Here is a 23,218-nt window from a genome sequence, read left to right on the forward strand (position 1 = left end):
ACTTAATTCTTTAAAATTTTACTGTTTTCTAGTATTCTCACGCCAGGATCAACGGTTACTGTGTAGGCTTCTATTGCACCTGCTGCCAGCATTGCTGCCACTACAGGAGCTTCATTTCCCGGTTCAGCCAGTGCTACAATACTTCCTCCGCCACCTGAACCTACTATCTTTGCCCCGTAAGCTCCAGCTTTCAATGCGGCATTGATCATTGCGTCAATTTTAGGGACTGTTATTTTTAATAAATCTCTTAAAACAGCGTGATGTTGATTCATTAAAGCACCTATCTTTTTTAAGTCTGGAGCTGGTTTTTCAAATTCTTTTAAAGCCTCTTTTGTATAATGGTAATTCTTGATGGCAGCTTCAAAATAAGGAACTAATCGATCTGGTAAGTAATTGTGATATTTATCCAATTCTTCTATTTTAGATGTATTTAAATCAAAATATTCAAAATTTTGTTTAATTATAGCAATAGCTATTAAGGCATTTCCTTTTAATTCTCCAATCAAACCAATTGTTTCTTTGGGTACTCCAGAAACACCTGTTATTAAGCCTTTTAGTTCCGTTCCAATGATGGTATATGAAAAGGGATCTTTAGTATTGATGTATACAATATTGCCCACTCCGATGCTGTAATGATCCATCATTCCGCCTGGTTCTCCGTGCTCTAAAACTTCAGAAGCATACCCCATTTTTGCAATAAATTCTGGTGTAACTTCAGCATCAACTCCAAAAGCAGTAATCAAAAAGTTAATCCAAGCCAATAGTAAAGCGGATGAGCTTGAGGTTCCGGAATTGATAGGGATATCTCCTTTTATATTAATATCGTATCCTACAGTTGGAATGCAACCCTGTCTTCTCAAAACTCGTAGGGAAGAGGCAAAATAATCGCGAGGCGTTAATTCCGAAAAAGTAGCGTGAATATCGATGACCCTAATTTCATTAATATCCTCCATTTTTATTCTGAAAACTGAAGTGTCATTTTGAACTGCAGTTAATTTTATATTTCGATTGATTGCACATGCTATGACGGGTAAACCTAAATAGTCTTGATGATCTCCAAAGAGACAGGTTCTTCCAGGAGCTAATGATATAATTTTTTTCACTTTTTCAAAGGTTTTAAAACGCTGTAATGATATAATTTACAACTAATTTTATTTGTAGTTTCTAACTGTTTATTTGCTTTTGACTTTACGAAACTATTCATTAAATTCTAATAAAACAAGAAAAAAACAATAAATGTGCTCGAACACACTTGATATATGTTTTCGAGCACATCTTTAAATTGAATAAAATGAAGGTTCATAAAAAGATTATTAATCACAATGAAAAAATGTCAAACGAATAATTAGTCACTCCTTTGTTAATTAAGTCTTACAAAAAATTATAAAACCAAAGTTTTTATATATTTGCTCATTATGGATAAAAAATACACAATAAAAGATATTGCTAAATTAGCCGGTGTTTCGAAAGGAACTGTTGACAGAGTTTTGCACAAAAGAGGTAAAGTCTCTCCAGCGGCTTTGGACAAAATTAACGAAGTTTTAAAAGTAATTGACTACGAGCCAAACCTTATTGCCAGAAATTTGAAAAACAATAAGATTTATCGTATTTGTGTTGTACTTCCTGATCCTGAAATTGATCCATATTGGCTTCCTTGCCTGAATGGCATTGATGATGCGATCAAAGAATTCAAAGCGTACAATTTGGCAATTGAAACTTTCTATTTTAATCCAGAAAAAAAGAAATCTTTTTTAAAAACTAATGAAACAGTTTTAGGGTTATCTCCTGATGCAGTTTTGTTAGCGCCTTTATTCCATAAAGAAACTGTAGATGTTATCGAAGAATACAATTCGTTAAACATCATTGTGAATACGTTCAATAACCAAGTCGAATCCAGTTATGTGAAAAGTTTTGTTGGTCAGGATTTATTCAGAAGTGGGCGAGTGGCGGCAAAATTATTAGATTCGATTACCAGTACCGGTCAAATTGCTATTATTCATATTGATGAAACCTACAAAAATGCAATTCACATGCAGGAAAAGGAACGGGGTTTTAGAAATTATTTTGATGAGAAAGAAAATTCTGATTACACGATTAACACTCTAAAATTAAAAAATCCAAATGTTGAACTTAATTTCAATACTTTCCTGAATGAAAACCATGATTTGTCAGGTATCTTTATTACCACCTCTAAAGCGTATCAAATTGCTAAGGTAATTAGTGCATTTAAACGTAAAAAAATTGGAGTAGTCGGTTATGATTTGATTGATGAAAATGTTACTTATTTGAATCAAGGCGTCATCGATTTTATGATTCATCAAAATCAGAAAAGACAAGCGTACTTGGGAATAACTTCTTTAGTGGAACATTTTCTCTTTCAGAAAGAAATTCCAGAAATGATTCTTTTGCCGATTGATATTGTAAACGCAGAGAATGCGAAGTATTATATTGAATAAAAAAATTTTACTCTTTTAAAACAAAAACACCAAAGGAAGAAGCAAGATGGAAATTTGGAGTTTCTGTATTTGGGTTTATCCAAGTAATCCAATTAGGTTCAAAAAATTCATTTTTGGTCTTTACATACTTAGCTCGAAAAACACCGGTTTCTATCCTGTTGTTTTTTACTAGATTAAAACTTTTTAAAGATTCAATGCTAATTGATCCCTCAACGATAAAAGAGCCAGTATTTACAGATGATTTTACTACTAAATCATTTTTGGGCCAGTTCCAATCGAAATCAAAATTCTTATTAGGATACGCTATAAAATCCATTATTCGACCAGTATTGTCTATCTCTAAACAATAATAGGGATTCAGTGCATCGTCAGTTCTAAAAAAGAGTTCAACTCTATCGGAGTTTCCAATACTCTCAAAACTGTCATCCTTTTTTTCTATATGGATTTCGGTATCTAAAACAGTAAAATTAAAAAATAAATTTTCTCGATCCCAAAGTGCTTTAAATGTTATTTCCGTTCCTTTTTTGTTATTCCATGGGGAACAAAAATCAGTCAATATCTGGGCATTCTCCCATGCTATATCATCTCCATTTCCGGAGACAGTCAGTTGTTTATTTTCGATTAAATGTACTTCATATTCTTTCATTACTGGAATCATTTTATGCAGCATTTAGTGTTTCTATAAAACTGTATTTGAACAAATTTTTTCGAAATATAGTTAAAAGAAATTTTAATGAATCTCTTTGTCATTTTTTTCTTTTCTCGTAACTTAAATAGAAGACTTAGATATATCTATTTTGTGTAGATTTCAAAACCAAATAGCAGGAAATGAAGATTGAAAGTAAATTCAATTATATAGAACCACTGTTGAATTTTTAATTTTTAGAATTAAAAATTCCGAATTTCTTATAATTTAATTAGTATGTCTTGATTTACTTAAAAAAAAGAGATGGAATTGAGCTGCACTCTATTATTAAAAAATTAGAATTTTATTATTAAAAAAACGTTTCGTGCAATATTTATGTGCTCGAGAACATAAATATTGTGTGTTCGAGCACATTTTTTGTATTTTTCCTTGTTTAATAAAAATATAATCTATAGTTTCGTCACGTATTAAAAAATAACATCTCTTTTATTAGGTCAAAATTTGATGTTTTTGAAGATTATATAAGAGGTTTAATTTAGAAAAGTACATTAAAAAAAATGATGGATTTAGATTAAAATTAGCTCCGTTAAGAAATTGAAAACCAAATTTTTAGAGCTCATTTTTTTTATTAAAAAACATACATACAACACATAATTCAGAATAAACCAACAAAAATTATTAACTAAAACCATTTCAAGAGTATGAAATTATTAACCCAAAAAAAACCAAGGGATTTAGTGATTAACAATCTGTCCCATAAAGAAATTAAACTAACACTTCTTTCTTTGTTAGCTTTAACTTTTCAAGTTTCCACAGCTTCGACAATAAAAACGGTTGCATCATACGATATTAATTTATCACTAGTTCAGAAAGTTGTTAAAGGACAAGTAACCGATGAAAGTGGCGCGCCTCTTCCTGGGGCTAATGTACTTATCAAAGGAACTACGATAGGAGTTCAGACAGATACTGATGGTAATTTTTCTATCGAAGTATTAGGAAATAACAACACTTTGGTCATTTCGTTTATTGGAATGGAAGAGCAAGAAGTTACTATTGGTGTTGGCCCATTAAAAATTGTTTTAAAAGAAACAGGTCAAAAATTAAATGAAGTAGTTATTGTAGGGTACAGTACGATTAAAAAAGAGAGTCTTACCGGTTCATTACAAACAATTAATAACAAGAAGCTTACAGATGCGACAACTCCTTCTGTTGAAAATTTATTAGCAGGAAAAGCTACAGGAGTTTATGTAAACTCTGGATCTGGACAACCAGGTGAAGCCGGAAAAATAATTATTAGAGGAAAAACAACTGTAAACGGAAGCACTGATCCTTTATGGGTAGTTGATGGAGTTATAGTAGGAAGTAGTGCCGGTAGCATTAATCCTTCGGATATTGAAACTATGACAATACTAAAAGACGCAGCTTCAACTGCAGTATATGGTTCACAGGGTGCAAACGGAGTTATTGTTGTTACCACAAAAAGTGGAAAATCAGGTAAAGCAACCATTAATTTCTCCACTAAAATGGCTGCTACAACTTTAAATACCGGTAATTTCAACTTGATGAATGGAGCCGAATTATATGACTTGTATGATTCTTTTTCAAATAAACAGGACTTTTCAAATGCATGGTGGTGGACTCCTGAATTAAGAAATAAAAATTTTGATTGGTGGGATAATGCTACCAGAACAGGTTTAGCTACAGATCATAATCTTTCTATAAGTGGTGGTAATGAAAGTTTAAAAAGCTACATTTCTCTTGGTGTTTATGATGAAACTGCTGCTATAAGAGGATATGACTACACGCGTTATAATGCCCTTTTGAAATTTAGTTACAAAGTAAATAATTGGTTGACAGTCCGTCCACAAATTAATGCTACACGCAGAGATGTGTTAGACAGACAACATTCTGTAGGAGCAATGTATGGTAATATGCCTTGGGATAACCCTTATCTAGCAGATGGTACTTTGGTGGGGAATCAACCAAATCCTACTTGGGTAAATACAACTGGATCTAACTATTTGTATGATTTACAATGGGACTATAGCGAATCTGAAGCATACGATGTTAGAAGTAATTTTGATTTTGATATAAAACTTACGGATTGGTTAACATTTGCATCAGTAAACAACTATATTTTTTCAAATTCAAATTCCATGGCTTATTCAGATCCACGATCTTCCAGCGGATTAGCAGTAAAAGGTAGAATTGAGGATTACATGAGTTCATATAATAGAGTGTATACTAATCAATTATTTAAATTCAATAAATCATACGGAAAGCATGACTTTAATGCGATTGCTGGATATGAATGGAATGAGTTTAACTCAAAAAGTACGGTAGGAATTGCTACTGGATTTGCCCCGGGATTTATAGTGGGTGATGTAGCTTCGATTCCTGAAAAAGTAAAAGGAAGTAGAGCACAATGGGCTGTTCAATCTTTACTATCGAATGTAAATTATACCTATGATAATAAATACTTAGCGCAAGTTTCGCTAAGACGTGACGGAGCTTCAAATTTTGGGGTTAATTCACAATATGGAAATTTTTTCTCAGTAAGTGGTGGATGGAATATTCATAAAGAAGACTTTTTTAAAGCTGATTATATTACAAATTTAAAACTTAGAGCCAGTTACGGATCAGTAGGAAATAGACCAAATAGTCTTTATCCACATTATGCCTTATATTCTTTAACAACAGGTTACAATGAAAATCCAGGTGCTATAATTTCTCAAATTGCAAATCCTGATTTAAGTTGGGAAAAAACATATACAGCTGGACTTGGTTTAGATATAAGTTTCTTAAAACGATTCAATCTTACTTTAGATTATTATGATAAAGACACTTCGGGTTTATTGTATCAAGTTCCCTTGCCAGGAGTTATTGGAGTTACCAGCATTTGGAAAAACGTTGGGGCAGTAAGCAACAAAGGTTTTGAAGCTGCAGTTAATGTTGAAATCGTTAAAAACGAAGATTGGAGATGGGCTGTTGATGCTAATATTGGCGTGAATAAAAACAAAGTAACCAGTCTTTATGGTGAAAGAAAGCAAATCATCGTGGGCGATGGTTCTGGAATTGCCGGTTCAGCTTCTAAATTATTGAAGCCAGGAAAAGATGTTGATACGTGGTACCTTACCGAATGGGCTGGTGTAGATCCAGAGACCGGAAGACCTCAATGGTTTGAAACCAATGCAAACGGGGAACGCGTAAAAACGTTTAGTTATAGTAATGCTTCAAAAACACCAATTGCTATGGGAGCTTATACTCCTTCGTTTTTTGGTGGATTTTCAACAAATTTAGATTATAAGAGTTTTGATTTATCAGCCATATTTACCTATTCTGTAGGAGGTGAAATTTATAATTATGCCAGAGCCGAATTTGATTCAGATGGAGCATATACGGATCGTAACCAAATGAATCTTCACAGCGGATGGAGCCGATGGGAAAAACCGGGAGATAATGCGACTCATCCTCAAGCGAGTTATAACAATCAAAGTAACTCAAATAAAGCTTCTTCTCGTTTCTTAGAAACTGGAACCTATCTAAAAATGAGAAGTCTTTCTTTAGGATATAACTTAAATGTGGAGCGTTTGAATATTTCTAATCTTAGATTATTTGTCTCTGCAGAAAACTTATTTACAATTTCTCACTTCTCTGGAGTTGATCCTGAGATACCACCTAGTAATGGTCAAATTACAGGAGTTGCAACATCAGTATATCCTCAGACACGCAAATTTGTATTAGGTCTTAATCTTACTCTTTAAAAAAATAAATTATGAAAAAGATATTTATATTATTCATTACTATTAGTTTCTTATACTCTTGTGAGCTAGAGAGAGAGCCATTTAATTCGTACACCGAGGATAAAATTCTTGCTGATAAAGAAGCGGCAGTCGAAGTGCTTTTGAATGGTTGTTATGCACAACTTAAGGGATGGTCTGACGTTATGCACAGAGTAGGCGAATATCCGAGTGATAATATTATGATACGTGGAACATCTACGGATTCATTCTATTCCTTTATTTCGTATCAACACATACCAGATAATGGAAGATTATCCGTTTTTTGGAATAACAGTTATAAAATTATTTCGCAATCAAGTGACTTAATCAAAATTATTTCAGAAGGGGAAAATGCTCAAATTGACCAACAATTGGGTGAGGCTTATTATTTAAGAGGAATGATTTACTTTTATTTATCTCGTACCTACGGCAGACCTTATTCACAATCCCCTGAGTCTAATTTGGGAGTACCTATTGTAAACGGAATGCCTGCTGACATCGATAATTTACGTCTACCAGACAGATCCACAATTAAAGATAGTTATCAACAAGCAATAAATGATTTGAAAAAAGCAGAAACGTTAATGACCGTAAAACGCAGTGCGACTTATGCAACCAAGGAAGCTGCGCAAGCAATGCTATCAAGAATATATTTGTATATGAGTGGTACCTACCAAAATCCAAATCAAGAATATGCTTCTCTTGCCATAGAGTATGCAAATAAAGTAATTTCAAGTGGAAATTATAATTTGCTTAGCAGAGGTGATTTTATGAAATACAACACCTTTGCTCCTGATGCTACCGGACAGACTGAAACAATTTTCGCTGTTAAACGTGTGGCTTCAGAGTTCTCCGGTTTCGATCATTATTATGGTATTGGTGGTATGTATGCCAATATTCAAGGCCAAGGTTGGGGCGAAATGTATGCTAGTGCTAAATATTTAGATTTACTACATAAGTCAGGGAAGAAAAATGATGCTCGCTGGGCATTTATTGAGCCACAATATTCAGTTGATGCATCAAATAATAAAACAGAAGCATTCCGTTTTGTACATGATTCTTATAATGCCAGTGGAGTACAAACGGGTTATAACTATTTGCAACAACCTTTGAAACGTAATGCTGATGATACATTCTATATCAATATTGGAACAGAAAAATACGATCTGACAGAAGTTGATGCTACGGAGAATAGCTATTCAATTGTTTATAAAGGAAAAACGTATGTTGGTGAAAAAGATTTTATGATGTTGCTTAACCGTGTATATCCAATGTATTATATCACTAAATGTTCTCTACAGGATAATGATTCGCATCTTCATTCTCCAATCATTTCAAGATTGTCTGAAATGTATTTGAATATGGCAGAAGCGTATGCGAAAAAAGGAGATTACACAAATGCTCGCATCAATCTAAATATAGTAAGAGAAAGATCAATTCCTGGTGCTGGATACACTACATTAACTAGTGCTAATGCTATTCAACTTATTGATGAAGAACGTCAATTAGAATTAGCCTTCGAAGCACATAGAGGCTATGATGTATATAGAAACGGACAAACAATGAAACGTCATTATCCAGGACCACACCGAGCAATGGAAGATATTCCTGCATCAAGTTTACGTGTAATACAATACATTCCTCAATCAGAAATAAATGCTTATCCCGGAACGCTAACCCAAAATCAATAATAGAAGGTTAGAATGATGTTGTTAAAACGTCCATTTAGTTAAGTATAAAAGGTGTCAGAAAAGGTAAATTCCTGAATAGAAATAAGTATAAAAAATTAAAGATGAAAAAAAGATTCTTTACAAAACTAGCAGCAATCATATTATTGATTCCATTTACTTCTTGCAGCAGTAGTGAAAGAACTGGAGTTATTGGTGAGGACGATTCTAAAATGATAACTGAATTTTCTTTACCTCTTGGTGGAAATGCTTTTAGTTCAATCCCATTTGGAGAAGTTGAAACCATTACAAAAAATGGAGTTGAGTATTGGACCAATTCTGAAGAATATTTTACCGCATACTTTCGAATTGCTGAACCGGGAGTATTCCAATTCTCAATAGATAAGGCGTCATTGGTAGTTCTTGGGAAATCAACTTTAGAATTCACCATTAACAATGAATCCAAGAGAGTTGAATTCAACGACACCAAAAAAGATTCGTACCAAATAGGACGTTGGGAAATTACTGAACCCGGTTATGTTGCTTTAAAAATAAAAGGAATCAGCAAGAATAAAAGTAATTTTCCTTCTATTTCAAGCGTAACAATTAACAGTTCGATAGCTAAAGACAAAATTGCATTTGTTCAAAATGACGAAGGTAGTTTTTATCATTGGGGAAGAAGAGGACCTTCCGTACACTTAAATTATCAAGTGTCAACAGATGCAACTATTGAATGGTATTACAACGAAGTTACGGTACCAACAGGCCAAGATATTATAGGTTCTTATTATATGGCAAATGGATTTGCAGAAGGCTATTTTGGTATTCAAGTTAATTCGGATACAGAGCGAAGAGTATTATTCTCTGTTTGGAGCCCATTTGTAACGGATGATCCGGCAACTATTCCAGATTCTAAAAAAATTAAACTTCTTAAAAAAGGAGCAGGAGTAACAACAGGAGAATTTGGCAATGAGGGTTCCGGTGGACAAAGTTATTTGAAGTACAATTGGATCGCTGGAAGCACGTATAAATTTTTACTCCGTGGAATTCCTCAAAACGATAATTCAACGACCTATACCGCTTACTTTTTTGCACCCGAATTAAACCATTGGCAATTAATAGCCAGCTTTAATCGTCCGGAAACTAATACTTATTTAAAACGATTTCATTCGTTCTTAGAAAATTTTTCTCCGGAACAAGGGAATAAATCTCGCGAAGTATTATTCGGTAATCAATGGTATTGTGACGCAAACGGAAATTGGACAGAGATAAACTCCGCAAAATTTACAACAGACAACACGGGCACTATAGGATACCGTATGGATTATTCCGGTGGTCTGCTAAATAACGAATCATTCTATTTGAAGAACGGAGGCTTTTTTAATAATTTTACCAAAGCACAAAGCGTTTTTACAAGACCATTACATCAAAAAAGTCCTGATATTGATTTTAATGCATTACCGTAAAGAGTACTCACGGTTTAAGCTAAAAATAATAATAGAGTATTGCAGAATGGGTAATCTACAGCTTGATTATCTTCCTTTTTTTAATAAATAAATAAAATTATGAAAACTAGTATTTTTAAAGTGCTGCTTATTTCCTTTCTCTTTGTAGGATGGGCAAATGTATCGGCTCAAATGATTAAAACCCCAGCTCCAAAACGTGCTAAAGGGCAAACGGATGTTTTGCGTCTTGCTACAGCTCCCATTCCTACGGTTCGTATCGCCTTCATCGGTTTAGGAATGCGTGGTCCGGGTGCTGTAGAACGTATGACCCATATTCCGGGTGTTGAGATTATAGCATTATGCGATATGCTAGAAACCAACACCAAATCCGCAAATGAAATTCTTACTAAAGCGGGACTTCCTAAAGCGAAAGAATTTTTTGGAGATGAAAATGCTTGGAGAAAAGTAACTGCACTTCCTAATGTAGATCTTGTATACGTAGCAACCGATTGGAAGAACCATGCAAAAATTGGCGTTCAAGCCATGAAAGATGGTAAAAACGTAGCCATTGAAGTTCCAGGAGCCATGACGATGGAAGAAATTTGGGACCTAATCAATACTTCTGAAAAAACACGTAAGCACTGCATGCAATTGGAAAATTGTGTGTATGACTTTTTCGAATTGACGACATTAAATATGGCTCAACAAGGATTGTTTGGAGAAATCATGCATGCTGAAGGGGCTTATATTCACGGACTTCAGCCTTTCTGGGGCGAATATTGGAATAACTGGCGTATGGATTACAATAGAAAACACCGTGGCGATATTTACGCAACCCATGGAATGGGACCAGCGTGTCAAGCATTGAATATTCACCGTGGTGACAAAATGAATTTTTTAGTTTCTATGGATACTAAAGCCGTTGGTAATCCTGCTTATATTAAAGAAAAATCAGGAATAGAAGTTACTGACTTTAGAAATGGAGATCATACCATGACTATGATTCGTACCGAAAAAGGAAAAACCATCCAAATTCAACATGATGTAACTTCGCCACGTCCGTACAGCCGTATGTATCAACTTAGCGGAACAAAAGGGTTTGCCAATAAATATCCTGTTGAAGGATATGCTTTGGATTCAAAAGTAGTAGGTTCTGATGTTGCTCCAAATCATGAAAAATTGAACGCTCACAGCTACGTTCCTGCTGACGTGAAAAAAGCTTTAATGGAAAAATACAAACACCCAATTGTAGCTGGAATTGAAGAAAAAGCCAAAAAAGTTGGCGGTCATGGCGGGATGGACTTTATAATGGATTACCGTTTGATTTATTGTTTACAAAACGGACTTCCATTAGATATGGATGTTTACGATTTGGCAGAATGGTCTTGTCTTGGTCCGTTAACAGAAAAATCTCTTGATAATAATTCAGCACCAGTTGAGATTCCTGATTTCACTCGTGGAGGATGGCAAAAATTAAAAGGTTTAGAGTTCTCTAAATAAAAAATAAATATAATGTCATTTAAAAAAGAGGGTTTCTACATTGATAGACGGAATCCAAAAAGTGGGATGATCTTATAACTAATTTGTGTAAAATGAGCTCGATGATTTATCGGGCTCATTCCTTTTAAAATTGATTTGATTCTTTCACTACTATACTATTTTATCACTTTGGATGTACCAACTAATATTGAAGACAAAGTTAAGAATGTATTTATTGAAACTTTTGTTTTTTAAAGTCATCTTTTGAAGCAAATTATTATGTTTATAAATTAAAGATCGAGCAAGCTTAAAAGTCTAATGAATTTCTAGAAGATTATTATAAGAAAATTTCTGTTTATGACGATCTTTGGACGGATAAAATTGTAAAGTGAAAATTTTTGATTTGAATATCTTATTTGTCAAAATTTTCTATAATAAAACTACAACCTTGTAGAGATTTCTTTTGAAGAAATTTAGTGAGATATTAAATTATTGATTTTAAATTAGCATTGGTTCGAATAGCATTATGGTCTTTTTAATAATTACTTGACAGTGTGACCCTGTCGGGACAATTTTCGAACCATTTTTTAAATGATATGAGAAAACTATCCATGGGAAATTCAGTTTAAATGTACAAATTAAAAGCTCTAATTAATTGTCCAAATAAGTCTTGTACATCCACGTTTCCAGCTCCCATTTCTTTAAAAATTTGTTTATCTGGCAAATCATTTTTTACGATTTCAGCGAAATTTGCTATATCAGATTTAATGCTTCCGACAATGGTAAAATTATCTTTAGATGTTAATAATAGAAGTAATCTAAAAATATCCATTTTATGTTTTTTCAATTGCTTTTCATCAATTTTTTCTCCGTTTTCTTTTCGGATTTTATAATCTAGAAATGCTTTGGCTTTTAATCCTATCAAGGCTTCTGTATTTGCCAAATGTATACTGTTGTCTAATTGACTGTGTTGGATTGTGAAATTGTAATAATCATCATCCATTAGTATTGCTGATAAACTTGAAATCTCCGTGTCAACTGGAATTGGAGTTAGGTGTGTTCCTTCGTCCAAATCTAATAAATCGGGTATTCTTGAGAATAATTCAATTTGAAAAGGGAAGTGTTCCAGTTGTGGTTTTTGAAAACGATAATATTTTCTGTCGTCTTCGCTTTTCTCTTTGACTTCATAATTTCCTTGTTTTATGAATTCCCAAAAATGAGCTACAAATTCCGGGCTTAATGCTTCAATAACTAAAATTATATCAATGTCTTTTGTTGCTCTTGGTGTTAAACCAATATTGTCAATGATTATGTCACAAGCAGTTCCTCCGATGATTATATAATTATCTGTGAAATCTTTAAAATGTTGTCTGAAAATTTCTAAACCTCTTACCATGTGTATTTTTCTATTATTTGGTCTAATGCCATATCTGTTCTTTCGTCAATAAACCCATTTTTCAAGCTAATGTATAAAGACAATGGATCTACATTATTTTTCTTGGTGATTCCTTTTGTGATTAATTCCGGATTATATTTCCAAACTTCTAAAGCATAGTTTCCGCTTTCATTATTTAGATTTACTAATTGGTTTGTTTTTTCTAACTCATAGAATTTGCTTTTTTCTATGGCAAAATACTCCAATCTACTTGGATTCATATCACTGTATTCTTCCAATGCCGTAGCGTTAGAGCAATACATTTTTATTGTTGGTTTTTCATCTACATAAAGTGTTTTTAGCACTGGATTTACAAGATGTTTTTCAATACTTTTCCAAAGTTTTTGTATATCAGTTTCAAACACAATATTTTTTTCTTTAGTTCCAACAACCTCAACAATAGCTAATCTTTTCAAATTTTCAATTGCTTTTGTTATTCCCATTTGTGTGTATTGGAATTTTTCTGCCAGTTCTTTGAAGGTATATTGACTTAAATTATCTTCTCTGTGCAGTATTTGATATAGCAAAATTAATTGAGAGGAAGGTAACAGCAGGAATTCTTTTTGAAATGCTTTGTCCTTATTAAAATCTTGAATATCAATAAGTAATTCAGCAAGAAACATTTGTTTTCCCGGAACTATGAAACTAATTTTTTGGTCAATAAGTCTTTTCCGGTTTATAGCCGTGATGTCTTCAGTAACAATAATAATTCTTTTGTCTAATACTTTTTGGATTGCTAAAACTTGTTGTCTTAATTGTGCAGCATTGAAGGCATCTTCTTTATTAACCTGTACTAAAATTAATTCGTGATTGTGTAAATGAGTGACATAAAAATTAAAATTGTTTTTGAAAAGGAACGGTAATTTATTGGTGTAATCTTTTGATAACTCTTTTATTTCAAGGTCTTTTCCTAGTATTTGATGGATGTATTCTTTTAATTTTTCCATAATAAACTAATAATTGTTATAATAAACTAGATTGGTTTATTGTGCAAATATAGGTTTATTATTTTAAATATCAATTTATTATATTATTAATATTGATTATTTATATTGAAATAATAGCTCTGTTACTATATCCTATATTCTCATTGTACTTGACATATCCTAATTGGTTTGTTAATAATTTTGTATTTCCAACTATGAAATCATTGACGTTGGTGTGATGATGTCCATAAATCCAATATGCTACGTTGTTATCTTCAATAAAATCAGTCAATTCAGAAGCGAAAGCCTCATTGATTTTACTATCGGCATGTTTTTCAGGGTAATTGATAAATGTAGGCGCATGATGCGTGATAACAATCGTTTTTTTAGATGTGTCATTTTCCAATGCCTTATGGAGAAACTCTATACTGTCTTGATGTAACTTATTGTAATCATCCGGATTTAAAAGATGCTCATTACATTTTATGACTTTAAAGTCAGATAAACTTTCTTTAATTAACCAATATTTGGCAGGAGGAATATTCGACCACAAGGTAGAGAATACAAATTTCACTCCAGAAATTTCTTTGGCACAATTGTTTACCAAAAATACATTGTCTCTGATTTGTTCATCCAAAACACCACTTTTCTCGGCAATATTATAGTAGTAATATTCATGATTTCCGGGTATCCAAAAAGTTAATTTGAAATGCTCAGAAATATAGTCGAAGAAATCTTGATGTTTATCCATTATTGTAAAAGGCACAATATCCCCAGCCAATATTAGAATTTCTCCTTCTGGCTTTATTGGGTTTTGAAGAATATACTTTTTGTTGTCAGGGAATTCAAGATGTAGATCTGAACAGTATTGAATTTTCATATTATTTTCCATTAGTGGTGATCTAAGTTAAATAAATGGATTTAATTTTTCACTAAAAAGGTATTTTTGGGAAAATATTTTCCAGTATAGGTAAACTGTGAAATTTGAAAATGATTACTTTTTTCCACTAAAATGAATTTCAAAAGCATTAAGCGTTATTATTTTCCAGTAAAAGACTATTTTAAGAAAATATTTTCCATTACAAAAAGAAATATTAAAAATTAAGTATCATCACAATATTTATACCTTATCGGGTATAAAATTAGATATATTGCATATCGCAATATGCGATATGATTCAGAAAACTTAGAAGAATATATAGATTGTTTAATTTGCAAATTATTCTAATAACGGCGATTATAGCCGTTATTAGCGATTTACTTAAACTTCATTTTATGGTTTTTAATAAAGCGAAAAATAGATAATAAATCTAATTGGTTATTGTTGAAATATAGGTTTAAGGTATTGTTATTCAGTTATATGTATTAAATAAATACAGACAGAAATTACTGAAATTATCATACTGATAATACTTTTTTTTTATGCTAGCGAATTTTGTTTTGCATGTATCATCATTTGCGTCTTTATGAAATTTCCTTTACGCTCATTTCGTAATACGAAAATATGATTTGATTCTAGTGTTTGAAAAATTGAGTGTTTTTTTGTTCACTTTGTTTGTATGTTCACGTTTACGTGAACAGTGTTTTTTTTGTGAACATAAATAAGTATAATTGAGGTTGCCTGTTTTATTCTAATTAAGGTTTGATTTCTAACGGGAATATTTAGGGACTTTAAATAACAGACTTTTGTTATTTCTAATTATTATTTTCAAATTTTTCTTTTAGGCGGAGAAATTCTCTATATTCTTTTTCCTTGCGCTTCCTATGGGAAAATGTTTCAAATGCTTCGTATTCCGGGGAATCATAATTCATGAAATCTGGGATTTTTATTATTGCCCAGTCTTTTGCAATATCTTTCCAAGTTTTGGCTGCATTTGCGATTGTATTTCTCCAATCCTCATCGGAATTTCTTTGTATTGTGTAATCGTAGTCAACCGAATGTGGTAATACTATTCGAGCCTGTGAATGCCACCATCCGTGAAAGGGATTCACATAAAATTTATCTAATACCTCTTTTAGAGGATGAAAAAGTGCTTGAGATTGATGGTATTTCATATAAGCAAGAATTTTATAGGCTGCATTTAATTCTTGGTCTTTGTATTTAAGTGTAACTGACAAATGCCTTGCAGTCTCTTTTAAAGGTGTTTCCTGAAAATATTGCTGACGATTTTCTTTTAGATCATACAAAGGTGAATTGATTGTATTTTCTCCTATTATAAAATCCCTAATTTGCACTTCAGGCACATTTAAGCCTTTCCAATAATTAAAGATCTGATTCCACTGTGTCATATAGCTTTTCATAAAATTCAAATTTAATAATATATTTCAATTATTAAATTTATAATATAATGAATATGCAAATAATTCCTATTTAATAAACCAAAATATGCATAATAAACTTGATTGGTTTATTATGTATATTTTGGTTTACTGTGTTGTATTTTAGTATATTATAAAAACATTCAATTTATAAATGATAAATTATATTATTCTTTACTCCATTTCATGTTTAAAGCCCACTTTGTATGTTGACGAATATCATAGAGTTTCTTCTTAGTTCTTTTATCGTGTCCTAAACAGTCAATTAGTTCTCTATCTGCCCATTTTATGTACTCTGTATCTCCTTGATTCTTCAGTGCCAAAAGTTCTTTGCGTTGTTCTACGTTTGGTAAAAGTTCTAAAATATCATACTGCAATATTTCGGGACAATTCCAACCAGCTGTTCTTTTACGGGTGTCGTAGCTCTACCAAGTAGATTGTAGTTGACATATGGGAAGTCCTCTTTTGATAATAACTCGGCCTTGCCTTCTATAAGTTCTTCGTAAAATTCTCTCCAATGGTTAATTTCACGGTTCTGACCCTGTCGGGACAATTCTCGAACCATTTTCTGCAAGATTTAAAGCATTTGAGTATGCCGTCATCCATTTAATAAAGCCAATGAAAACATTAAATTTATTCGTAAGCCCATATCCACTTTAACTTATTATGTCAACTAACAGGACAAGCTTATATTTATGGGTATGGAATGCAATTTAGCTATCTTTATTATCTTGTTTTTTTATTCTTGCCAATTTATAGAATATTTTCCTGTCGGCGCAATTTCGATCCATTTACCTTCGATGATTTTTTCCTCTAATGTTCTGTTATTAATTAAACGAAGCCTATAAGAGACTTGACGCTTTAGCAATTCAATTTCAGTTGAAAATGCAGATTGCCCCTTAGGAATAGCAACTGTTTCCATTTCTTCAAAACCGTGTGGATTAATGGACCAAATATTGCTATAAAGTCTTTTTTCTCCACCAAAATATATTTCGTCGTTATAGATGCTAGTTGGTACTTTTATCATTAGAGAATCCCTTTCTAGCCATGCAAAAGCATCATTTTCTAGACTTTCAAAACGAGATTGATTTTGAATAGTTAGCCCATCATAAGGTAAAAATCGAAATGATTGAGGTTCATTTATATTAAATTTATATGTTACCCCTTTTTGAACAAAAAGGGAGTCTGTATCTTCTTCATTTGTGTTGAATTTGATATTGCTAAATTCGTAGCCTTGTGATTTTTTTTGAGTTACATTAATTTCTTGACCAGAATTTAGTACTAAAGTGAAATTAAAAGATTCTCCTGTACTATTTTCATTTAATTTGATTTTTAGCGATGATGAAGTTTCTCGTGTAATAGTGAATCCTTTATTTTCCCAATTTGCTACTATTTTTCCTAAGTCTTCTAAAACTAAAATTTTATTATTTTGAATTATTTCTCCATTTTGCGCATATATATCACCAACTATATTCACATTTCCTTCTTTATTGATAACTTTTGTAATGCTCCAATCTACATTGGTGAACGTTATTTCAGTTTCACCTCCTTCGGCTTCCATTTCTACCAAATTAGTTGATGGTTGGATTGAAGTCATTTCAACCTTGTCATTACTGCAAGAAATACATCCAATAGACAAAAATATTCCGATAAATATTATCTTAAATTTCATTTTTTTTTAATAATTTTCAGCTAATTTTTCACAATGAATACCAATTTGCAGATACTTGAAACGATAGAGGTTATAAAATAAGGGAATTATCGCTCTACATCTTGCTTTTAAACGCATTTATAATATAGCGCTAAAGTAGTCTAGCTACTATAGCGCTGGTAAAACTATCTAACTATAACTTGGCGATTTTTATCAAGTAATTGTTCTTTACCTTGTTCTAATGATTTTAATACCGAGTTTTCTAAATATAAAATGCTATTTACCTCATACCATCGACGAAGGAATATATGCTCTTTATAATATAAGGTTTCCAACATGTTTTGACTGTTATCTATAGATGAACTTTCCTTATAGGGTCTACCATATAAAGTAATAACCGCTTCTTTGGTCATGCCTAGTTTTATGGGCTTAGATGTAAATTTGCTTTGCCGTTGTACGGCGCAGCCAATTGAAATTAGTGTCAGTGTTAACAGGAAGAAGTATTTTATTTTATTCATATTATTTTTATAATCGGTTTCTAATCATAAACTGGTTTTGAGGTTTGGTAAATTAGTGATTATTTACCTTAACAGAAGCACCTTTTGTTACGACGTTCGTTCTCAAATTTGTTTGTTGAGTGTTGACAATTATATCGGTACAATCAACACCACTCCAGATGCCTCTAACTGTAATAACTTTCTCAGTGTTTTGTCCTCTCAAAGTAGCAATGTAATTTACGTTCATATTATATCTGGTTACTGTAGCAGAGGCAGTAACTCTTGAATTTGCTGGAATTAAAAGGGGAATATCATAATTACGTGTATCTTCTGTTGTTTCACTCTGTCCATAGTTATATTGCAATGAACCTCCAATTTCTGTACTGATTTTACCACCTGCTATAAATGGTATGTTGACTTCTATTTCTGTCGAGAGTTTTGTTGTAATTGTGCTTTGGTTTGTGTGATTAGAAGTCTTTGCTGCCTTTTGTCCAAAACTTGTAGTTATGCTTTGCTGCACAGATGTTCCATTTGTGTATGACCAGGTAGTTGTAAAGTCAGGAATTTTGCTTAATACAGCGCTAGCATCATTTACATACTCAATACTTTCTAACTTGAAAATATCATTCGGAACGATATTAAATTGTTGAGCAAAAGAGTTGTTAGATTTTGCAAAGACGATTGCACCATTAGTAGCATCTAGATAATAATTATAAACATCCCATGAGCTGCCACCACCAGAACCAAGCAAATCCTGGTTAATAAAATACAATGCATCGTTTGTCGTATTCGCTGAGAAATCCCATGAAAAACCGAATAAACTATTGCTATTTGTTGCTTGCGTGTAAAGAACATAGTTACTTGGATTATTAGCATATGAACCTGCTCCGATAGGTGCTTCATCATTAGTAGAATAAATCAAATAAGAAATACCAGTTGATGGCGGAAGAAACTTTAAATAGAAAAGTTGATTTGGGTTAGTCGAAGAATAAGGAGCTAATATAACTTCTTGACCTTTTCCTTGCGATTGAAACGTATTTTTGCTGAAATAAGTATCTTTAGTTTGAATAAAAAAGTTAATGCCATTTAGTTCGTACAAGTCCGAATAGGTATCGCCTGATGCTAAACTTCTTAAGTTATTTGGTTTTTTTGGAAATTTAGTTGAATCAAGTTGAATAATTGTGTCTCCAGGTAGATTAAATTTGACCTTCATGGATTTTATAGAAGCATCAATGTCAGATCCTGAAATATTTTCCTGAATGATTGCATCCCTTTCGCAGGAAAATATTAAAATTGAAAGTAAGATTAGGTAAAAGAATTTTTTCATAAAGTATAGGCATTAGGATTCATATTTGATTATTTAATTTTTGAACTAACACATAGAGATTTGAAGCTGCGATTTTGTGATTTTTTTAGCTACTCAATTATTTAGTATCTAATATTTTCATTAGCGTACTTTGTTTAAGTCTTAAAATTTATATTTGTGAATTACAAACCTATTGCTGTTTATGAATTTTTATACTACACAAAAGAGTAGTTTTTGTTAATTTTACTAATTTTAGAAATTAAAATATCGTTTGAGATCAAGTTTTTATTTTTTTCATAAAAACTAATAAGGCCATCATAATTCATGCTTATTGGTATAGTTTCCGAGCCTAAATAATTTATAGATTTTCCTATAATAGTAGTTTTTATACCTAATAATTTCAGCATTCGGAGTAATTTACTATCGCATTCAGCAAAGGCTATATTGTCCTTGTGTTGACAAACAGGAGTAATGGCGCAAATTATTAATTTCTTGAATAAACTAATATCACTTACTTCTTTCTTAATTGCAAATCGCCCTATATGCCAAACATTTTTTAATGAAATGTCACCAATTACTGAAAACGGATTGATGTTAAAGTTTTTTGAATTGGCAATACATCTATATAATCCCATTTTAAAATGCGAATAGAACCTATGATGCTTCCTAAATAGTCCTTGTAAACAAAAATTTCTGCATTTTTATTGAAACTAATCTCCTCTTCGAATATTAAAATGATCTCCTCTTCATATTTAGAAGGAAGGATAGCACCTAGATGATGTTTGAAATTTTCTTTAACAATAAAATTTGATAAGGTTAATAGTTCTATGCTGACCCCCAAAATTCGGACAATATATCCCGACTAATTTAGATAGGAATAAAAAGCTTAAATTAGCACTAATATGTCAAGAACAAGAAGAACCTTCGGAAAAGACTTCAAAGCCAAAGTTGTTTTGGAAGCCTTAAAAGAGAAAGATACCATCGAGGTATTAGCAAAAAAATACGAGTTGCTGCCCAACCAAATTTCAATGTGGAAGTCCGAAGCGATACGGAATCTTTCTGCGGTTTTTTCTGCAGAAAAAACGCTCGTTGCCAAAGATGAAATTCCAACAGAGAAACTCTATGCTCGAATAGGTCAGCTGACTTTGGAGAATGACTTTTTAAAAAAAAGTCTGGGTTAGTATCGATCAGTGAGCGAGTGAAAATGGTCGATACCCAAAATAAATTGAGCATTGTCAAACAATGTCGCTTATTAGAAATTCATCGTGGCGGTCTTTATTATAAAGCAAAACAGGAAAGTTTAGAGAACTTAAAAATAATGCAATTATTAGACCAACAGTATTTTAATACTCCATTTTATGGCTGCAGGAAACTGACGTTTTGGCTCAAGGATTTAGGTTTTAAAGTGAATCGCAAACGGGTAAAACGATTGATGCAAATCATCAATTGGCAAACCATTTATAGAGAACCTAAAACAACAGTGAGTAATAAAGAACATAAGAAATATCCTTATTTACTCAAAGGTTTGAAGATTACCCATAAAAATCAGGTTTGGGCAACAGATATCACCTATATTCCTATGGCAAAAGGATTTATGTATTTGACTGCGATTATTGATTTGCATACAAGATTTGTTTTGAACTGGAGTGTAAGCAATACAATGAGTGCCGATTGGTGTGCCGATATTTTGCAAGAAACTATACAAAAGTATGGTGTGCCTGAAATTTTCAATACAGATCAAGGAAGTCAATACACCAGTGAGGTTCACACCAATGTACTATTAAACAATGAAATAAAAATTTCTATGGACGGTAAAGGAAGAGCTATTGACAACATTTTTATAGAAAGATTATGGAGGACAGTCAAATACGAGAATGTATATTTACAAGCATATACTGATGGAATCAGCCTTTATAGAGGACTCAAAGATTATTTTGAATTTTATAATACACGGCGAATTCATCAGTCACTAGATTATGGAACGCCTTATAATAATTATTACAAAAAAGAAGTGGCATAAAATCAGAATAACTTTTTTTGGCTTCTTAAAACAGCCAAAAGTTATCTCCGATTTTAACCAAGATAATAGAATATAAAACTAAAAACCTATCTTAAATCGTTGAGATTTCTGTCTGAAAAATGGGTACAGCATAGTTCTTCTGTTTTTAGTTTTTCTAAATAAGTGCTTTTAAGTATCATATAATATATTTATTTTCAAAAATAAATAGTTTAGGTCGCCCAATCATTACACAAAAGAGTAGTTGTACTATTTTTTTATATGTTAAACTATAAGTATGAGCGTATAATCCTTCTTTAAAAAGCTAAATTTGGAATTAGAACATTTAAAAATGGGAGACATAAATGATTTCTTTTCGTCAAGAAATACTATTAATAGCATTTCAAATGAAGATCGAAATAAAACTGCTGATTATTTAGAGCCAATAAAAGCTTTTGCAAAAACCACCTATAAAAGCATATATTTAATCGATTACCAAGAAAAGGGTTTTGAATATGTTTCTGAAAATCCTCTTTTTTTATGCGGGCATACATCAGGAGAAGTAAAAGAAATGGGTTACCTTTTTTATTTTAAATATGTTGTTGAAAAAGATTTAGATTTGCTTTTGAGAATAAATACAATAGGGTTTGATTTTTATGAAAAAATTCCACTAGAAGAGAGAAAACTATACACCATATCTTATGATTATCATTTAAACAATCAAGAGGGTAAAACTATCTTAATCAATCAAACATTAACACCGTTGTTTTTGACAAATGATGGGAAAATATGGAAAGCATTATGTGTTATATCCCTATCTAACGAACAAGATTCTGGGAATATCAAAATTTATAAGGATGGAGAGAATAAAATTTATAGTTATAATTTAAAAGGTGATTTTTGGAAAACTAAAGAAAAAGTAAAATTGACAGACAGGGAGAAAGAAATTTTACGGCTTTCTATTAGAGGGTCTACTATTAATGAAATTGCAGAGAATATATTTATATCACCCGAAACAGTAAAATTTCATAGAAGAAAAATATTAAACAAACTTGAGGTTTCAAATATTTCTGAAGCTATTTTTTTTGCAATAAATAATAAACTTTTTTAATCAGTATTGATTGAAGAAAAATAGAATTCCGGAAATTTTTTAATCTCTCTTTTTGTTGCTATTTTAAATAATAAGTGGGTGCACATGCCTGCAACAATCCATGAACCTACAGATAGCTGTGGAGGAGATAGTTTTTCTTTTTCATTACAATATTCTTCTAGGATTTCATCTATCCATTTTTGAGGGTGCCCCCAAAATTTCAAATAGTTAGAAAAATATTTAACAATTTTTATTTCATTAAATTCTTCGTTCGGTTTTATTAGACTATCTAATGATAAACTATCTGGTGCTATAACAGTAACTAAACCTCCCCAGCCTAAATTATACGGATGTAATACCATTATATTATGCTTCTGGCATATTCTATCAAATACAAGTGGGATATCTGTAGAAAAGTCTAGTGCATTAATTGCAACCTTATGACCCTGAATATAAGATTCCACATTTTCAGAGGTTAAAAAGTTGTTGTGTATGCTGACCCCCAAAATTCGGACAATATATC

Annotated in this window: 19 protein-coding genes and 1 pseudogene; 8 read left to right on the top strand and 12 right to left on the bottom strand. The window is 31.9% G+C overall.

Annotated features, from left to right (window positions below):
• Nucleotides 1-2 precede the first annotated feature (2 nt).
• Nucleotides 3-1,103 carry a galactokinase family protein gene (locus G7A72_RS15905; protein WP_165153376.1) on the bottom strand — a complete coding sequence of 367 codons (1,101 nt, stop codon included), beginning with the start codon at nucleotides 1,101-1,103 and terminating at the stop codon, nucleotides 3-5.
• 312 nt (nucleotides 1,104-1,415) lie between these two features.
• Between G7A72_RS15905 and G7A72_RS15910 the strand changes: the two genes are divergently transcribed.
• Nucleotides 1,416-2,456, top strand: coding sequence for a LacI family DNA-binding transcriptional regulator (locus tag G7A72_RS15910; RefSeq protein WP_165153378.1), 1,041 nt, complete (start codon nucleotides 1,416-1,418; stop codon nucleotides 2,454-2,456).
• Nucleotides 2,457-2,463: 7 nt separating this feature from the next.
• Here G7A72_RS15910 and G7A72_RS15915 read toward each other — a convergent pair whose 3' ends face one another.
• The gene (locus tag G7A72_RS15915; RefSeq protein WP_241258539.1) at nucleotides 2,464-3,114 is read right to left on the bottom strand and encodes a sugar-binding protein; all 651 of its coding nucleotides are present in this window, start codon (nucleotides 3,112-3,114) and stop codon (nucleotides 2,464-2,466) included.
• Nucleotides 3,115-3,803: 689 nt separating this feature from the next.
• Here G7A72_RS15915 and G7A72_RS15920 point away from each other — a divergent pair.
• The 4 genes from G7A72_RS15920 (at nucleotide 3,804) to G7A72_RS15935 (ending at nucleotide 11,496) form a co-directional block, all read left to right on the top strand.
• Nucleotides 3,804-6,866, top strand: a complete 3,063-nt coding sequence (locus G7A72_RS15920) for a TonB-dependent receptor (RefSeq protein WP_165153380.1) — start codon at nucleotides 3,804-3,806, stop codon at nucleotides 6,864-6,866.
• Nucleotides 6,867-6,877: 11 nt separating this feature from the next.
• The gene (locus tag G7A72_RS15925; RefSeq protein WP_165153382.1) at nucleotides 6,878-8,575 is read left to right on the top strand and encodes a RagB/SusD family nutrient uptake outer membrane protein; all 1,698 of its coding nucleotides are present in this window, start codon (nucleotides 6,878-6,880) and stop codon (nucleotides 8,573-8,575) included.
• 101 nt (nucleotides 8,576-8,676) lie between these two features.
• Nucleotides 8,677-10,017 (top strand): DUF3472 domain-containing protein, encoded by a 1,341-nt coding sequence (locus tag G7A72_RS15930; protein WP_241258540.1) that lies wholly within the window; start codon nucleotides 8,677-8,679, stop codon nucleotides 10,015-10,017.
• A 99-nt stretch (nucleotides 10,018-10,116) separates the two neighbouring features.
• A complete protein-coding gene (locus G7A72_RS15935) occupies nucleotides 10,117-11,496 on the top strand; it encodes a Gfo/Idh/MocA family protein (RefSeq protein ID WP_165153384.1) in 1,380 nt (459 codons plus the stop codon).
• Between the two features lie 604 nt (nucleotides 11,497-12,100).
• Here G7A72_RS15935 and G7A72_RS15940 read toward each other — a convergent pair.
• The 9 genes and pseudogenes from G7A72_RS15940 to G7A72_RS15985 form a co-directional block, all read right to left on the bottom strand.
• A complete protein-coding gene (locus tag G7A72_RS15940; protein WP_165153386.1) occupies nucleotides 12,101-12,871 on the bottom strand; it encodes a hypothetical protein in 771 nt (256 codons plus the stop codon).
• Complete coding sequence (locus G7A72_RS15945; protein ID WP_165153388.1) at nucleotides 12,865-13,857, bottom strand: MarR family transcriptional regulator; 993 nt, start codon at nucleotides 13,855-13,857, stop codon at nucleotides 12,865-12,867. The genes G7A72_RS15940 and G7A72_RS15945 overlap by 7 nt, the downstream gene beginning before the upstream one ends.
• 100 nt (nucleotides 13,858-13,957) lie before the next feature.
• A complete protein-coding gene (locus G7A72_RS15950; protein ID WP_165153390.1) occupies nucleotides 13,958-14,716 on the bottom strand; it encodes a metallophosphoesterase in 759 nt (252 codons plus the stop codon).
• Between the two features lie 815 nt (nucleotides 14,717-15,531).
• The gene (locus G7A72_RS15955; protein WP_165153392.1) at nucleotides 15,532-16,137 is read right to left on the bottom strand and encodes a hypothetical protein; all 606 of its coding nucleotides are present in this window, start codon (nucleotides 16,135-16,137) and stop codon (nucleotides 15,532-15,534) included.
• Between the two features lie 185 nt (nucleotides 16,138-16,322).
• A pseudogene (locus G7A72_RS16800) lies at nucleotides 16,323-16,720 on the bottom strand (hypothetical protein).
• A gap of 174 nt (nucleotides 16,721-16,894) precedes the next feature.
• Nucleotides 16,895-17,827, bottom strand: coding sequence for a hypothetical protein (locus G7A72_RS15970; RefSeq protein ID WP_165153394.1), 933 nt, complete (start codon nucleotides 17,825-17,827; stop codon nucleotides 16,895-16,897).
• 164 nt (nucleotides 17,828-17,991) lie between these two features.
• A complete protein-coding gene (locus G7A72_RS15975; protein ID WP_165153396.1) occupies nucleotides 17,992-18,324 on the bottom strand; it encodes a hypothetical protein in 333 nt (110 codons plus the stop codon).
• Nucleotides 18,325-18,376: 52 nt separating this feature from the next.
• Nucleotides 18,377-19,630, bottom strand: a complete 1,254-nt coding sequence (locus tag G7A72_RS15980) for an ETX/MTX2 family pore-forming toxin (RefSeq protein ID WP_165153398.1) — start codon at nucleotides 19,628-19,630, stop codon at nucleotides 18,377-18,379.
• 194 nt (nucleotides 19,631-19,824) lie between these two features.
• Entirely contained in the window at nucleotides 19,825-20,244 is a 420-nt protein-coding gene (locus tag G7A72_RS15985; RefSeq protein WP_165153400.1) for a hypothetical protein, read from the bottom strand.
• A gap of 267 nt (nucleotides 20,245-20,511) precedes the next feature.
• Here G7A72_RS15985 and G7A72_RS15990 point away from each other — a divergent pair, with 267 nt between their 5' ends.
• The 3 genes from G7A72_RS15990 to G7A72_RS16000 all read left to right on the top strand — a co-directional run bounded on the left by G7A72_RS15990 (nucleotide 20,512) and on the right by G7A72_RS16000 (nucleotide 22,716).
• Nucleotides 20,512-20,790: a transposase gene (locus G7A72_RS15990; RefSeq protein ID WP_165151468.1), complete on the top strand. Its 279-nt coding sequence runs from the start codon at nucleotides 20,512-20,514 to the stop codon at nucleotides 20,788-20,790.
• A gap of 23 nt (nucleotides 20,791-20,813) precedes the next feature.
• Nucleotides 20,814-21,629: an IS3 family transposase gene (locus tag G7A72_RS15995; RefSeq protein ID WP_241258541.1), complete on the top strand. Its 816-nt coding sequence runs from the start codon at nucleotides 20,814-20,816 to the stop codon at nucleotides 21,627-21,629.
• A gap of 328 nt (nucleotides 21,630-21,957) precedes the next feature.
• Nucleotides 21,958-22,716, top strand: coding sequence for a response regulator transcription factor (locus G7A72_RS16000; RefSeq protein ID WP_113666603.1), 759 nt, complete (start codon nucleotides 21,958-21,960; stop codon nucleotides 22,714-22,716).
• Here G7A72_RS16000 and G7A72_RS16005 read toward each other — a convergent pair.
• On the bottom strand, nucleotides 22,713-23,159 hold the full coding sequence (locus tag G7A72_RS16005) for a hypothetical protein (protein WP_165153402.1): 447 nt from the start codon (nucleotides 23,157-23,159) through the stop codon (nucleotides 22,713-22,715). The two genes, G7A72_RS16000 and G7A72_RS16005, sit on opposite strands and share 4 nt — an antisense overlap.
• Nucleotides 23,160-23,218: the final 59 nt, after the last annotated feature.

Source organism: Flavobacterium sp. Sr18, from assembly GCF_011064265.1.
Taxonomy (GTDB): Bacteria; Bacteroidota; Bacteroidia; order Flavobacteriales; family Flavobacteriaceae; genus Flavobacterium; species Flavobacterium petrolei.

Bases quoted from the DNA above. Each gene is read 5' to 3' on its own strand.
- G7A72_RS15940 (WP_165153386.1), bottom strand. From the start codon at position 12,871: ATGGTAAGAGGTTTAGAAATTTTCAGACAACATTTTAAAGATTTCACA.
- G7A72_RS15955 (WP_165153392.1), bottom strand. From the start codon at position 16,137: ATGAAAAGCTATATGACACAGTGGAATCAGATCTTTAATTATTGGAAA.
- G7A72_RS15995 (WP_241258541.1), top strand. From the start codon at position 20,814: ATGGTCGATACCCAAAATAAATTGAGCATTGTCAAACAATGTCGCTTA.
- G7A72_RS15985 (WP_165153400.1), bottom strand. From the start codon at position 20,244: ATGGGATTATATAGATGTATTGCCAATTCAAAAAACTTTAACATCAAT.
- G7A72_RS15950 (WP_165153390.1), bottom strand. From the start codon at position 14,716: ATGAAAATTCAATACTGTTCAGATCTACATCTTGAATTCCCTGACAAC.
- G7A72_RS15915 (WP_241258539.1), bottom strand. From the start codon at position 3,114: ATGATTCCAGTAATGAAAGAATATGAAGTACATTTAATCGAAAATAAA.
- G7A72_RS15990 (WP_165151468.1), top strand. From the start codon at position 20,512: ATGTCAAGAACAAGAAGAACCTTCGGAAAAGACTTCAAAGCCAAAGTT.
- G7A72_RS16000 (WP_113666603.1), top strand. From the start codon at position 21,958: ATGGGAGACATAAATGATTTCTTTTCGTCAAGAAATACTATTAATAGC.
- G7A72_RS15935 (WP_165153384.1), top strand. From the start codon at position 10,117: ATGAAAACTAGTATTTTTAAAGTGCTGCTTATTTCCTTTCTCTTTGTA.
- G7A72_RS15930 (WP_241258540.1), top strand. From the start codon at position 8,677: ATGAAAAAAAGATTCTTTACAAAACTAGCAGCAATCATATTATTGATT.
- G7A72_RS15925 (WP_165153382.1), top strand. From the start codon at position 6,878: ATGAAAAAGATATTTATATTATTCATTACTATTAGTTTCTTATACTCT.
- G7A72_RS15970 (WP_165153394.1), bottom strand. From the start codon at position 17,827: ATGAAATTTAAGATAATATTTATCGGAATATTTTTGTCTATTGGATGT.
- G7A72_RS15920 (WP_165153380.1), top strand. From the start codon at position 3,804: ATGAAATTATTAACCCAAAAAAAACCAAGGGATTTAGTGATTAACAAT.
- G7A72_RS15980 (WP_165153398.1), bottom strand. From the start codon at position 19,630: ATGAAAAAATTCTTTTACCTAATCTTACTTTCAATTTTAATATTTTCC.
- G7A72_RS15975 (WP_165153396.1), bottom strand. From the start codon at position 18,324: ATGAATAAAATAAAATACTTCTTCCTGTTAACACTGACACTAATTTCA.
- G7A72_RS15910 (WP_165153378.1), top strand. From the start codon at position 1,416: ATGGATAAAAAATACACAATAAAAGATATTGCTAAATTAGCCGGTGTT.
- G7A72_RS15945 (WP_165153388.1), bottom strand. From the start codon at position 13,857: ATGGAAAAATTAAAAGAATACATCCATCAAATACTAGGAAAAGACCTT.